This is a genomic window from Okeania sp. SIO2F4, from assembly GCF_010672385.1.
Taxonomy (GTDB): Bacteria; Cyanobacteriota; Cyanobacteriia; order Cyanobacteriales; family Microcoleaceae; genus Trichodesmium.
Window position 1 is genome coordinate 23,590 of sequence record NZ_JAAHGT010000024.1, and the last position, 14,668, is coordinate 38,257.

Below are 14,668 nucleotides of genomic sequence, written 5' to 3' on the forward strand. Positions count from 1 at the left end.
CGTCAAGAGCAATAATTAATTCATTTTCTGAAGCACCCGGTCATGGGAGATGAGTAGTGAATTTTTCCTCTATTGCGTCAAGAGCAATAATTAATTCATTTTCTGAAGCACCCGTGAGAGAGGAGCGATCGCTACTCATGTAGGTTGGGTTGAGGTACGAAACCCAACATAATCAATCACAAAGGAAGAAGCAAGAAGGAAAAAAGGGGTAAATATTTAAAAAAAGGTAAAAACATAGCAGTAGGGCAACTCGCAAGTCGCCCCAGATCAATACCCTAGGGAAACGTTTATCCACGAACGGCGCGGATTAGTTTTGCTGCTGAGTGAGCGATCGCGCAAATAATGATGGAAGTACCAATGGCACTGCCAACTATCAAACCAACTTCTTGATTTTCGATTGCCAAGTCGGCAACTTTATCTATTAAATTAATAGGTCTAGTTTCGTGGATTTCGGTATAAGTTGTTGGTTTTTGGTTGTCTGGAAAGTTATTTTCCATTATTATTCTCCAGTATTAAAAGTAAAGTTGCTTAATTTTCACTTTAACTAATACTGAAGAAAAACATAGTCCAACTTTGCCTCAATTTTAGGTAAAAGTTAGTGAGGCAAAATTGGGAATATTGAACTGATTTTGCCGAATAACCGTTAAAAATTTAGGACTCGACTCTGGATAAGTAGTAGTAGTAGTAGCTTAACCAAAAAATTGGAGTCCTGGAACTAAGATTATTTGTTTTAGGATTCGGAGAATCTAAGTAGTTGTTTAAACAGTATTAAAAGTCGGTATTAATAGTAGTTTGACTAAAATACTGGAGTCATGGAACTAAATCATTTATTTAGTCTTTTGTTTGCGCTTTTAGAAACTCTATAGTTCTAAATGGGGAAAAGTTATGCACTTTCTTATTATTGATGATTTATTGTAGTGATTGCAATATCAAAAAGGTGTTAATTTTGGTTCAAAAATGTCAATGACCACACATTTTTTAGCCAAGTGTGCTAAAAAAACGTAGTAGTAGTAGTAGTTTGTAACCAAAATAAAAGTGTAATGTCATGGGACGAACAGAAAGTTCAATAAAACTCAACAAAGAAGGCATAAAAATGATTGATACAGCCAGAAAGAAAAAAGGTTGGAATAAAACAGACTGGCAGTGGTACTCCGATGCAGATGTCTCCGAATCAACCTTGAAACGTTTTATTGGTGGCAAACCTGTTTCAGTTAAAAATTTTCAAAGCTTATGCAAAGTTGTAGGGATAGAAGACTGGCATTCCCTTGTTGATTGGGAAAATAGCGACTGTACCGTTGCTCAATTTTCTGAAGAATTTCTCGGCACTTCCCTTACTGAAAAAAAACCACAATCTAAAGGAGGAGTAGCTGTAACTGGGGTTTTCACTCCAGAAAAAAAGCTGGAAGTGGAAATGGCACTGGAGCGTTTACGGGAGCTTTTAATGGAATGCAAAATCGTAGTTAAACCTGCACAGGAACCTGAGTCGTACTATGAATGTTCTGTGTATGGTCTTTTTAGTACAGATCAACAATTAGAAATTGAAGTAGCATTGGAGCATCTAAGGGTACTTTTGCTGACCTGCACAATTACATTGCATGGCATAAATATCTCTGACATTTCTAACGATTAAACATAGAGTTCATAGTTCTTGAAACTGTATTCTATTTTTATGAAAACTGTTATAAATCACGATGGAATATCAAGAAGGGGTTTGCTCTCCAAACCCCTACGGAATTGCAATTTATCAACATATACTAAAAACTAAGTCAGAGATTACTTTTAACTTCCATAAGTTCAGTAGTCGATTGTTTCACCTAAATATAGTGTATTAGCTTTTTTCGTCACCCCATCACCCCATTTTCTATTAATTCTTTATATTTTTGGATAATCAGTTATAATAAATATTCTTAACTTCCTGGTAAAGATGTAGAAATATTAGACTCTCTTAAAACATTATCTGGAGAGGATATTTTACCTGGATTTATATTAGATATGACAACAATTTCGTAGTTAACTCTGAGGAATAAAGAATCAAAATGACAAATTTGACTATCGAGCTTAACCCAATAATTGACATGACAGAAGAACAATTCTTTCAACTCTGTCAAAAAAAACCGGATTTAAGATTTGAAATAAATTCTCAAGGAGATTTAATTATTACGTCACCTGCTGGTGGAGAAACTGGAAGTTATAACGCTGGATTAACTTCTAAAATTTGGATTTGGAATGAGCAAAGAAAGCTAGGTATAGTTTTCGACTCATCCACAGGTTTTCAACTCTCTAATAGTGCCAACTTCTCTCCCGATGTTTCCTGGATACCTATAGAAAAATGGAATAATTTAACTTCCGAACAGAGAACAAAATTTTTACCTCTTTACCCTGATTTTTTAATCGAATTAATGTCACCTTCGGAGAGCTTACCTAAAACTCAAGAAAAAATGAAAGAATATCTGGAAAATGGAATGCAGTTAGGTTGGTTAATTAATCCTAAAAATCAGCAAGTATAAATTTATCGTGCTGGTCAAGATGTGGAAATATTAGACTCTCCTCAAATATTATCTGGTGAAGATGTTTTGCCTGAATTTATATTAGATATGACAACAATTTGGTAGTTAAAGAGTAGTCAGCGGTTAGCATAGTGTGCTACCTTTAATCATGCAATACTACCGAAATAAATAAACGCTCAATATTGAGGGGTTTGGAGACCAAACCCCTACGAAATTGCTATTTATTGACAGATTCCGAAAACTCACTCAGAGATTACTTTTTATTTTTTACTTTTAACTTTCATCAAAAATTACTTTTGACTTTTGACTTTTGATTTTTAACTTCCATTGGAGACAAAACCCCTAAAGGATTGCAATTTTTAGTTTTCGATCAATTGTCTTCTATTAATTAGTAATTCGCAAAAATTATAGTATAATTATTGAGAAAGTAAGGAACAAAAACAATGAAGTTACGCAATTTACTACTCTTTACAATATCTATAGCTACCTCAATGATTCTAGCAATATTATTTGTAGCTGAACTTTTGCGTTCTGAAAAAATAAATTATGCCTTATTTTTTGATGGAGTTGATGACTATATTCAAGTTGCCAATACTAACGTAGTAAACCAGATTGGTAGTGGAGATTTCACATTTTCTGTACTGGTTTATGCATTAGAAAGTGAACAAGTACGTCACCCTCAGATTCTCTCTAATCGCACAACCAACGGTGCAGGATTTCTGTTTGGATTTCATGGTCGTTGGAGAGGAAGTGAGAATAAGATACCTTATGTTCAACTTGATAATATTAATTGGATTGAGTATCCTAACCAACCTAACTTACTAAATAATCAATGGCATCACTTTGTTGCTCGTAAACAAGGGGATACACTAACATATTTTGAAGATGGAAAACTTGTGGCATCTTTGACAACTTCCAGAATTGGAAACTACAATCTTGCTTCCGAGCAACCTCTCTTAATTGGTTGGGATTTAGTTAATCAATCTCAGACACATTTCAAAGGTAAAATTGATGAATTAAGTATTTGGAATCGGGCATTAACTGATGCTGAAATAGATTCTAAAATGCTTTACTCTCTTCAAGGTAATGAACCAGGACTTATTGGTTACTGGCCTTTTGATGAAGGTTCTGGTAATCTTATTAGGGATAAATCAGGTAATGGTAATCATGGAACTATTTATGGTGGCGCTGTCTGGACAACTGGATGGGTTTCAGAAATATGATGTTTGGTAAAATTATTGTAATTAAAATAGTGAACAATTAAATCACGATTATAAGTAAAATATCTAAAAATAATCGAGATTTTTGTTGCGCGATCGCTAAGTTTTTCACAGATATAAAAAAATATGGTTAATAAAATTACCGATCTAAAATTACTGTATGAAGAAGATTATTTCCTGTGGTTAGAAGAAACAATCAAACTACTAAATAATCGTCAATTAGAAAACCTAGATTATGAGAACTTAATTGAGGAGTTAGAAGCATTGGGTAGAAGTGAAAAAAGTGCTGTTGAAAGTTTTGTGACTTTAATTATTCAACATTTACTACTTTATCAATATTGGGAGGAAGAAAGATCTAATAACTCTAGGCATTGGCGTGGATAAATTTTTGCTTTTCGGACTCAATTAGAATACAAACTCACAACAAATTTACGGAATTATTTAGCTGAAAGACTTGACTATCTTTATAGTAAAGCTAGAAAAAGCGCTCAAATTCAATCAGAACTTCAATTACCAGAAATTAACCCTTATTCTCTGGAACAGATATTGGGTGAAGATTGGCTACCAGAGTAGTTATTCAACATCTCTTCCTCTATCAATATTGGGAAGTCGAATGTAGTTAAAACTAGCTACAAATAATGTTTCTTTGATAAGTGGATGAAAAAACCTAACCCCCCAACCCCCTTCCCTTGTAGGGAAGGGGGAGAAAACTCCCCTCTCAAAAGCAGGAGAGGGGTTGGGGGAGAGGTCTTCTAACTTTTAACTCCAACAAGTCGATATTGCACTTCCAAATAAACCAACAAAGCATTAATATCCGCCGGATTTACTCCTCCTATTCGAGACGCTTGCCCAATGGTTAAAGGCTGAACTTTTGACAATTTTTCCCGCGCCTCCATCGACAATGTAGAAATAGCAAAATAATCTAAGTTAGCAGGCAATTTTCGATTTTCTTGCCGACTAATTTGGTCGATTTGATTTTGTTGTCTTTGCAAATAACCGGAATATTTAATATCAATTTCTGCTCCTTCTTTTTCAACTAATTTCAAATCTAAATTCCCCAAATTATACTTTTCTAAATCCACATAATGGAAACCAGGTCGGCGCAAAAGTTCAGCCAAAGTAATGGAACCTTTAATTTTTGTCTGAGTATCGGCAACAATATTAATAGCTACCTCCTCTAATTCTTTAATTCGAGTTGAATTTAACCTAGATTTTTCCGCATTAATATTAGCTTGCTTCTTCTCAAATAACTCCCACCGACGGTCATCTATTAAATCAATTTCTCGACCTAAAGGTGTTAGTCTTTGGTCAGCATTATCAGACCGTAAAATCAAACGATATTCCGAACGACTCGTCAACATTCGATAGGGTTCGCGCAAATCTTTTGTACATAGATCGTCAATCAAAGTACCAATATAACTTTGTTCTCTGGGGAAAATAATCATCTCTTCATTCTTAACAAATTTAACCGCATTTATTCCCGCTACAAAACCTTGAGCTGCCGCCTCCTCATATCCAGTGGTACCATTAATTTGACCAGCACAAAATAACCCCTCAATTTTCTTAGTCATCAACGTCGGATAACATTGAGTCGCAGGCAAATAATCATATTCCACCGCATAAGCAGGTCGCAACATTACACAATTTTCCAAACCAGGCAAACTCCGCAACATTTGTAATTGCAATTTCTCAGGCAAACCAGTAGAAAACCCCTGAATATAAAGTTCAGGAATATCGCGACCTTCCGGTTCAATAAATATTTGATGACTACTTTTATCGGCAAAGCGAACAATTTTATCCTCAATACTCGGACAATAGCGCGGACCTTTCGCATCCACCCACCCACCATAAACAGGAGACAAGTGCAAATTATCGCGAATTAGTTTGTGAGTTTCGGGAGTGGTGCGGGTGAGATAACAACACATCTGTTCTCTTTCCACCCAAACTTCCGGGTCGAAACTAAACCAACGCACCTTTTTATCTCCTGGTTGCTCTTCCAGATCGGTGTAGTCAACAGAACGTTTGTCAACTCTGGCAGGTGTACCCGTTTTCAGTCGTCCGGTTTCAAAACCAAGTTTATTCAGGGTTTCAGTCAAACCAATAGCCGGAAATTCTCCCGCACGACCTGCTGGCATTGATTTGTTGCCTACCCAAATGACTCCACCGAGGAAAGTTCCGGTGGTGAGAATGACAGCTTTACATTTGAAAGCGACACCGAAGTAAGTTTCTACTCCAATAATTTCGTCGTTGTCTCCCAGAACTAAATCTGTCACCATACTTTCCCGAACTCGGAGGTTTTCTTGGTTTTCCACAATATTACGCATAATAGTCGCGTATTCCCGTTTGTCAGTCTGAGCGCGTAACGCCCAAACAGCAGGTCCGCGAGAAGAGTTGAGAATGCGTTTTTGCAGGTAGGTGCGGTCTGCCATTTTGCCAATTTCCCCACCCAAAGCATCCACTTCATGGGTAAGTTGAGATTTTGCGGGTCCCCCAACAGCAGGGTTGCATGGTTGCCAGGCAATTTTATCGAGGTTGAGAGTGAGTAGGAGGGTGTGGCAACCGAGGCGTGCGGAAGCAAGAGCGGCTTCGCAACCGGAGTGTCCGGCGCCTACTACGATGATGTCGTATTCTTCTTGGAAATCAAAGGTTTTAGTCATGTTATAGTTTTGGTTTAATGTACATATTCTTATATTAGCAATTATACTGTATAGCATTTCCCAAGCTCGTGAGGTACAGTTCTGGCGATTCCCCCTAACCCCCCTTCTCAAGGGGGGAACTGGAATTCCCCTTTTTCAGGGGAATTTAGGGGGATCATAAATGTATTTCATAACTGTGCGAATTGCTGTATTTATGACTATTATTTGAAATTAAGTCAAAGCTAAAATTAATACAAAATTCATATAAATTATGAGTGGTTATACTACTCTTAATAAGAAAAATGATTTGTCAAAATATTATAGGAGCGATCGTAATATGTCTGTATATATAAAGCATCTTGAAGCTAAAGGAATTTATGGAATTTTTGATATAAATTTAGATTTTCATCAAGGAGTTAATGTCTTATTTGCTAAAAATGGCAAAGGGAAAACTACTTTGCTACATATTATTGCTAATTTACTCAATGAAGATTATGAAAGATTTGCCTTTATTGATTTTGATTATATTAATCTGAGGATGAGCGATAAAAATCAAGTAGAGTTAAAAAATAATAGAAATGATGAGGAGATTATATTATCTTTAGATGGAGTAGAAACAAAAAAAATTATATTTAAAAGAACTAAAGAAATTAATACAAAGCTTTTTCCCATAATTTCTGAAGTGGCTTCTACTGTGGCAGACCTCTGTAATAACATTCCAGATAAATCGTTAGAAGAACAATCAATAACCGCTGCGCTTTCTGCTGCGGCAAAAGTACCGATAAATTACAATATTCTCAATCAATCATCAGAACAAAAATTAATAACAGCAGCTTATTTTCCTGCTTTTAGAAGTATGATAGAAGCTTGGGCATCAACAGAGGAAAAAAGTGGCAAACTAAGAGACGCTTCTGATGAAAAAAAGCAGCAACAAAAAACGAATTTTGCACGTCAAATTTTTGGAGAATTTGTACCCTTACTTAACTATCCATCTGTTATTGAAATAGAGCAAGCATTAAACAAAGAAATTTCTCAAGCTTTTTATCAACTAAACCAAGCACAACAAAAATATTTAGGAAACATTCTACCTCAAATATTTAATACTCTTTCCAAAAATTCAAAACCTGTAGAAGAAGACTCAAATTCAATTCTAGAAGAAATCAAACAACTCAATAACGAACTTAAATTTCAAATGCTTGAAGACCTCCGCACTGCTGTTGAATCATTTCAAGCTGATGAAAAATCTAAAGAAACTGCTGCAAAGATTTTAATTACCTACAGAGAAGCACTGCAAAAAATATCCGATGAACAGAAAACTTACTTTCAGAATATTGAGAAATATCTAGCTGCTGTTAACTCATTTTTAGATAGTAAAGAGATAGAAATTATCTTCAAAAACTTACCAATTTTAGGAATAAATTTTCAGAATGGTATGCCTGCTATTCCTGGAATAAGTAAAGCATTATCATCAGGAGAACGTCAAATTCTAACGATGATATATGCCGCCTCTCAAATGAGCGAACAAAATATAGTTTTAATTGATGAACCTGAAATTTCTCTTCATGTTGATTGGCAACGTAAATTATTAGAAAAAATCTCTCAACAGTTAGGTGAAAAACAAATTATTGCTTGTACTCATTCTCCAGTAGTCGGAGCCGACTATGAAGACGAAATAATAATACTTGAACCTAAGATAATTCAAAATTAGTAAGCATTCAGCAGTCAGCTATCAGCTATCAGCTATTGTTTTTAGTGAGCGGTAAAAATTTTATTAATTGAGTCTGAGTTAAATCTTACTAAAAAAAACTATCTTCCTTGACTTGAAAGTTTGTATTCGTTTAAACTCAGCCTTTAAGAGGTATTCTTACTGAGATATGACGACTAATAGCTGAATGGTTACCAAAATTATTCATATAGTTTCTACAACGAAAATAGATGAGTAAAATTAAAATAAAACCAGACTTAAACATTCACGAGGAAAATGTTGGCTTGAGATTAATTTCCTTTCCTGTGGAATCCTCCACAAACGCTCTCGCTCGTAATGACAGAAATATTTTTTTGCATAAATCCGATAAAAAAAAAGAGGAAGAATAATAATAATGGCAAAAGGCATTCCCAAATATACTCCAAAAGAGTATCGAAATTACTTGAGGATTAGTAGTAAAAAACATATTTTAGTTGAAGGCAAAAATGATAAATATTTTTTAGAAAGGATGTTGTCTTATCTGGCAAATGAAATAGATAAACCAGAACTAACCGAACAGGTTTTTGTAGATTCAGCAGAATCTTTAATTAAAGCTGATTCAGGAACAGGTAGTAATAAAGAAAAAGTTGAGGAAATTGCAAATAGCGTAATCGATAAATCTTACAGTCAGAGATTTATTGCTTTTATAGACAGGGAGTTATATTTATTTGATTGGGATTATGAAAAAACTCAAATACTCCAAGACAATTTTCCCGGACATAATATAGAAAAACGAATTATTAGAACACGAGGACATTCATTAGAAAATTATTTATTTGAACTTGATATAGTTAGTAATTTTTTCAACATAAATACAACAATACCTAATCCCCAAACAGCTACAAATTTATTTAAACAAATTTTTAAGTCCGTAATATATTCAGCTTGTACTATTGGTTTAGCTGCTACTAAAAGTAAACTGTTACAAAAAATAGAATCAGGTGTTCCTTGGAGAGATTTTATTGAGTTAACCTCTGGGGAAATAAACTTTTTATTAGAAGATTGGTTAGATTTTTTGACCGATAAACGTAATGTATCTGATAGTAAAATTTCAGAAATAAAGCAAAATTATAAAATTTATATTCAACTCATTAATCAAACATCTTTTGAAATTGTGAGATGGTTATCTCACGGTCATATTGGTTATGATTTTTTGAAAGAAGCATATATTAAATGTTTTATGGAAGTTATCAAAGAAAATGTTAGTAATATTGAGTGGATAGGAAAAGATAAGATGTTTAAACCGTTAATTAATTATTGGTTTGAGGAAATATTAAGTAATAACAGGATGTATTTTCAAGAAATATTTGAAATGTTAGATTTATCATAAAATTAGATTAAAAGTCTATTTTTACTAATTATGTTTGGAAACTTACGGTTAAGTTATAAACAAAATTTTAATACAAAAAAATTAAGGCGATCGTCGTATTTATTAAGACTCAATAACAGAAGTGAATTTAAAGCCGAAATTAACAGCTACTAATATATATCTCCAATAATAAAAAATCAAATCAATTATCGTACTTTTATGCGTCAATTATTTTCCCCTACTGGACCGACACAGCTAAAATGGTGCCCTGCGACGGATTGCTCAATTCTTTTCATAGTCTTAATTTAAGCCGTCTAACACACCCTACAATTTTGCACAAAATTAGCTGTCTCACGCCACTACTCCCTACTCCCTACTCCCTACTCCCTCTAACAGAAAAGAAAGTGTTAGGTATTAGGTATGAAAAAAATGAATCTTTCACTCACCGTCTTGCTGATAACAGGTGACGGATTACCTACCACCTAACACAGAAAACAAAATCTGCTTCTAAAACTAGATTGCTTCCATATTACTTTCCCCAGTCCGAATTCGGACAATTTGATCTACTGGAGAAATGAAAATCTTACCATCCCCAATCTCTCCTGTACGAGAAGCACTAATAATCTTATCAACAACCATATCCACCTGGTCATCCTCAATTACAATCTCAATCTTGAGCTTCTGCAAAAATTCAACCGTATACTCAGAACCCCGATATCTTTCAGTTTGCCCCTTCTGACGCCCAAACCCTCTGACTTCAGAAACAGTCATACCCACGATACCTGCATTAACGAGAGCAATTTTCACCTCGTCTAATTTAAAAGGCCGAATAATAGCTTCTACTTTTTTCAAGTTATTCACTCCTTACACTATAAGTTTTAAGTCTACTCGTTTATCAGGATGCCATCCTTTAATATCACCGCCAAGTGGGCCTTGTTTGTCAATAAATATACATTTATCTAGAAGGCTTTTTAATAGGCTGTCAAAATATTAAAAATACCAAAAAAATCATATACAGAATCTTAAACTTTTCTAGAATTTATCTCAAAAAGACCTTTTATCACATCACATTTTCGATTATAATTATAGATTTAATTATAAATAATAGTATCTAGAGAGGAACTACCCGTGCAGTTACAGACTAAAGTAACCATCAAGCGAGCTACTGGTGCCTTTGCACTAATGGATAGTCTTAAACGTCATGGAGTCAAACATATATTTGGCTACCCAGGTGGTGCTATTTTGCCCATCTACGACGAACTTTACCGGTCAGAAGCAGCAGGAGACTTACAACACATCCTAGTCCGACACGAACAAGGAGCCGCCCATGCCGCCGATGGATATGCCCGTGCTACTGGTAAAGTAGGTGTATGCTTTGCCACCTCAGGTCCAGGAGCAACAAACCTAGTAACAGGTATTGCTACTGCTCAGATGGACTCAATTCCCATGGTTATAGTTACAGGGCAAGTAGGCCGACCAATGATTGGCACTGATGCCTTCCAAGAAACAGACATTTATGGTATTACCCTACCCATAGTTAAACATTCCTATGTTGTCCGAGACCCTAGAGATATGGCCAGAATTGTTGCGGAAGCATTCCATATTGCTAGTACAGGTCGTCCAGGTCCAGTCTTGATTGACGTACCCAAAGACGTAGGATTAGAAGAATTTGAGTATGAGCCAGTTGAACCTGGTTCTATCAGACTACCTGGATATCGTCCCACTACTAAAGGCAACCCTCGCCAGATTAACCAAGCGGTTAATTTAATCCGAGAAGCACGCCGTCCTCTATTGTATATAGGCGGTGGTGCAATTTCTGCTGATGCTCATGGAGAAATTCAAGAATTAGCAGAACATTTTAATGTTCCTGTTACTACTACTCTGATGGGTAAAGGTGCTTTTAATGAACATCACCCCCTGTCAGTGGGAATGTTAGGAATGCACGGCACTGCTTATGCCAATTTTGCTGTGAGTGAGTGTGACTTGTTAATTGCTGTTGGCGCTCGTTTTGATGACCGAGTAACAGGAAAGTTAGATGAATTTGCTTGTCACGCCAAAGTAATTCATATTGATATTGATCCGGCAGAGGTAGGTAAAAACCGGACTCCTGATGTTCCTATCGTGGGAGATGTGCGTCAAGTTTTGATTGATATGCTAAGTCGTTGTCGGGAGACTGATGAACCAGTTAATTCTAATCAAACTCAACTTTGGTTAGAACGAATTAATCGTTGGAAACAAGATTATCCGTTAGTCGCTCCTGAATATCCAGATAGTATGTCACCCCAAGAAGTGATTAATGAAGTTGGCAAAATGGCTCCAGATGCTTACTACACTACTGATGTTGGTCAGCATCAAATGTGGGCAGCCCAATTTCTGAAAAATGGTCCTCGGCAATGGATTTCTAGTGCAGGTTTGGGTACGATGGGTTATGGGATGCCTGCTGCTATGGGTGCGAAGGTGGCATTGCCAAACCGAGAGGTGATTTGTATTGCTGGTGATGCTAGTATTCAAATGAATATTCAAGAGTTGGGTACTCTGGCGCATTATGGTATTAATGCCAAAACAGTTATTATTAACAATGGTTGGCAGGGTATGGTGCGTCAGTGGCAAGAAGCATTTTTTGGCGAGCGTTATTCTTCTTCTAATATGGAGATGGGAATGCCTGATTTTGTTAAATTGGCTGAAGCTTATGGGGTGAAGGGAATGCTGGTTTCTCGTCGGGATGAATTGAAAGAGGCGATCGCTCAAATGTTAGCTCACGACGGACCTGTTTTAATGGATGCTCGTGTAACTAAGGATGAAAATTGTTATCCAATGGTTGCTCCTGGTAAGAGTAATGCTCAAATGGTGGGGTTGCCTATTCGCAAACAGCTTGAGCAAGCGGTGGAGTTAATTACTTGTAGCAACTGTGGATACGAAAATGTTGCTACTAATAATTTCTGCCCTGAATGTGGTAATAAATTATAATTGATTGACAAAATCTCCAGCAGAGGGAGTAGGGAGTAGGGGAGATGAGGAGTATTATTTAACGTTTCTCTTGTATTGCTTCTCCCTACTTCTTGAATCTTAAGTTGATACTAAAATGGAATTATCATGTTTATAGCTCAACCTACTCTTATTCAAGATATTTATACAATCGTAAGGACTTTGAATTAAGATAGTTTCTGGATTAAGAAGTCCACTATTTCTCAGTTTTTGAATAAGAGAACTATCGTCTTTTGCTGAATCATCAAGCAAAGAAACTTGTCTATTTAAGAGTAGTTCACGGGTTGAGTTGTCTGACTCTGCATCAATTTCTAGTTGATTTAATTCTTGAGGAGAAATAACCATAATAACTCTACGTTTTTCTGGCTCTTCTGGAAGATAATTATTTGTATCCATGTTTTTATTGTTGACTTAAGTTTCTGTTACTAGGGAATTAATTTCGATATCTTGATTTTTGCTAGAGACATCATCAATGCATTGTTCACGGAAAAGAATAACGCTATTTGCATTACTGATGGGGGAGGAGTTTTATTTTGGATAGGCTGTAAAATTTGTATTTCCAGAAACCAGTTTAGGATTGGTTGGGGTATCTTTTGCTGAACTGTTTGAGGAATTTGAAGAATGATAAAAACTACAGTGTTCTTTCATCGTAATAATACTAATTACACAAAAAATAGTAATAAAATAGCCTCAAATAGACAAAGAGAAGATTTAACTTCAAAAAGGTATAAATACTTGAAAGCTCAGGGTATTTCTGCGGAATGTTACACAAATAGCTACTTTTATAGCCTCGAAAGTAATTAGCCTATCTAGACTAATCTTTCCCAGAAAATGCTACCCAAACAGGAATTTTTTGACCAGAATAATTTTTAAGTATTAATAGTACACTACTAATTTAGTAATTTAAGTAGATATTGCTTACAGCGGTTTTCCTATACGGTAGACTAGAGTAGGGGCGAATCGCCATTCGCCCCTAGAGAGTTTTGGTTATGACGATGTGGTTTATCAATCTAAAAAGCGCTGTAAGTACAAATCTGCCTTTGCATATTATACTAATTTAGGCGATGTGCAAGTTTCTACGGAATAATCAGCGTTTCTGGGTCAAGAGCGGAAAGTCTGGTTCTCACAACTCCCTAAATTTCGTCGGTTGGAAAAAGTTGTACACGGCGTTAATTTGGTAAATGCTATGAATCTCTGTTCCTTATTCATCTCAACCACAACCCAAACAAGCAGCTAAATCTTCATCGGGAGTAGCGATCGCCTGTAAGTTATATTTCTGCTTCAACAACTCAAACACATTTGGCGAAATAAATGCAGGCAAAGTCGGTCCTAACCGAATATCCTTAATTCCCAAATACAACAAAGTCAACAAAACTGCCACTGCTTTTTGCTCATACCAAGACAAAATCATTGACAAGGGTAACTCATTCACACCGACATCAAACGCTTTTGCCAAACCCAAAGCAATTTCAATTGCTGAATAAGCATCATTACACTGACCAACATCCATCAACCGAGGAATTTCCCCTATTAAACCCATTTCTTTGTCAAAAAAGCGGAACTTACCACAAGCAAGAGTCAAAACCACACAATCTTCCGGCACTTTTTCCACAAACTCCGTATAATAATTCCGGTCTGGTTTCGCTCCATCACAACCACCCACTAAAAAGAAATGACGAATCTTACCTTGCTTCACCGCATCAACCACAGTATCAGCAACATTCAAAACTGTATTTCGGGCAAAACCAACCATTACTTGTTTCGGTTCTCCATCCTCGGTAAACCCAGACATTGACAATGCTTTTTCAATAACAGGAGAAAAATCTGGCGTACCGTCTGAGGTAGTATCTAAATGAGTCATTCCCGGATATCCCACCGGACCGATACTAAATAATTTATCCTCATAATTTTCATGGGGTGGCATCAAACAATTAGTTGTGACTATTATCGGACCTGGGAATTTAGCAAAATCTTTAGTCTGATTTTGCCAAGCGGTTCCATAATGACCGTAAAAATGGGGATATTGTTGTTTCAAAAGCGGATAACCGTGGGAAGGTAAAAGTTCGCCATGAGTATAGATAGTAATATCAGTATTAGCAGTTTGTTTCAAAATTGCTGCAAGTTGTCGAATATCGTGACCGGAAACTAATATTGCTTTTCCTTTCCGGGGGTCCAATGGTACGGCGGTAGGTACGGGATGACCGTAGGTTTTTGTATGACCTGCGTCTAACAATTCCATTGCTTTGAGATTAATTTCTCCCACTTGC

11 protein-coding genes and 2 pseudogenes are annotated in these 14,668 nt (G+C 36.0%); 8 read left to right on the top strand and 5 right to left on the bottom strand.

The genetic code is table 11. The features are described from left to right. Window positions 1-287 precede the first annotated feature (287 nt). Window positions 288-497: a hypothetical protein gene (locus F6K22_RS02830; RefSeq protein ID WP_293093009.1), complete on the bottom strand. Its 210-nt coding sequence runs from the start codon at window positions 495-497 to the stop codon at window positions 288-290. A 548-nt stretch (window positions 498-1,045) separates the two neighbouring features. Between F6K22_RS02830 and F6K22_RS02835 the strand changes: the two genes are divergently transcribed. From F6K22_RS02835 to F6K22_RS02850, 4 genes and pseudogenes are all read left to right on the top strand, one after another. After that, complete coding sequence (locus F6K22_RS02835) at window positions 1,046-1,630, top strand: hypothetical protein (RefSeq protein WP_293093011.1); 585 nt, start codon at window positions 1,046-1,048, stop codon at window positions 1,628-1,630. A gap of 406 nt (window positions 1,631-2,036) precedes the next feature. Beyond that, window positions 2,037-2,612, top strand: a pseudogene (locus tag F6K22_RS02840) (Uma2 family endonuclease). A 338-nt stretch (window positions 2,613-2,950) separates the two neighbouring features. Next, window positions 2,951-3,730, top strand: a complete 780-nt coding sequence (locus F6K22_RS02845; RefSeq protein WP_293093013.1) for a LamG domain-containing protein — start codon at window positions 2,951-2,953, stop codon at window positions 3,728-3,730. Window positions 3,731-3,853: 123 nt separating this feature from the next. Beyond that, a pseudogene (locus F6K22_RS02850) lies at window positions 3,854-4,300 on the top strand (DUF29 domain-containing protein). A gap of 179 nt (window positions 4,301-4,479) precedes the next feature. Here the strand turns inward: F6K22_RS02850 and mnmG are convergent. Further along, on the bottom strand, window positions 4,480-6,384 hold the full coding sequence (mnmG, locus tag F6K22_RS02855) for a tRNA uridine-5-carboxymethylaminomethyl(34) synthesis enzyme MnmG (protein WP_293093015.1): 1,905 nt from the start codon (window positions 6,382-6,384) through the stop codon (window positions 4,480-4,482). Between the two features lie 250 nt (window positions 6,385-6,634). Here mnmG and F6K22_RS02860 point away from each other — a divergent pair, with 250 nt between their 5' ends. The 3 genes from F6K22_RS02860 (at window position 6,635) to F6K22_RS02870 (ending at window position 9,437) form a co-directional block, all read left to right on the top strand. Further along, window positions 6,635-8,071, top strand: coding sequence for an AAA family ATPase (locus F6K22_RS02860; RefSeq protein ID WP_293093017.1), 1,437 nt, complete (start codon window positions 6,635-6,637; stop codon window positions 8,069-8,071). A 227-nt stretch (window positions 8,072-8,298) separates the two neighbouring features. Continuing rightward, entirely contained in the window at window positions 8,299-8,457 is a 159-nt protein-coding gene (locus F6K22_RS02865; RefSeq protein WP_293093019.1) for a hypothetical protein, read from the top strand. A gap of 5 nt (window positions 8,458-8,462) precedes the next feature. Next, on the top strand, window positions 8,463-9,437 hold the full coding sequence (locus F6K22_RS02870) for a DUF4435 domain-containing protein (protein ID WP_293093022.1): 975 nt from the start codon (window positions 8,463-8,465) through the stop codon (window positions 9,435-9,437). A gap of 492 nt (window positions 9,438-9,929) precedes the next feature. Here F6K22_RS02870 and F6K22_RS02875 read toward each other — a convergent pair whose 3' ends face one another. Further along, a complete protein-coding gene (locus tag F6K22_RS02875; RefSeq protein ID WP_293093037.1) occupies window positions 9,930-10,268 on the bottom strand; it encodes a P-II family nitrogen regulator in 339 nt (112 codons plus the stop codon). 276 nt (window positions 10,269-10,544) lie between these two features. Here F6K22_RS02875 and ilvB point away from each other — a divergent pair, with 276 nt between their 5' ends. Beyond that, on the top strand, window positions 10,545-12,383 hold the full coding sequence (gene ilvB / locus F6K22_RS02880; protein WP_293093025.1) for a biosynthetic-type acetolactate synthase large subunit: 1,839 nt from the start codon (window positions 10,545-10,547) through the stop codon (window positions 12,381-12,383). 99 nt (window positions 12,384-12,482) lie between these two features. Here ilvB and F6K22_RS02885 read toward each other — a convergent pair whose 3' ends face one another. Together F6K22_RS02885 and hcp are read right to left on the bottom strand one after the other, a co-directional pair. Then, a complete protein-coding gene (locus tag F6K22_RS02885) occupies window positions 12,483-12,797 on the bottom strand; it encodes a hypothetical protein (protein ID WP_293093028.1) in 315 nt (104 codons plus the stop codon). An 814-nt stretch (window positions 12,798-13,611) separates the two neighbouring features. After that, the coding region (hcp, locus tag F6K22_RS02890) for a hydroxylamine reductase (RefSeq protein ID WP_293093031.1) at window positions 13,612-14,668 on the bottom strand (1,057 nt) is incomplete at its 5' end.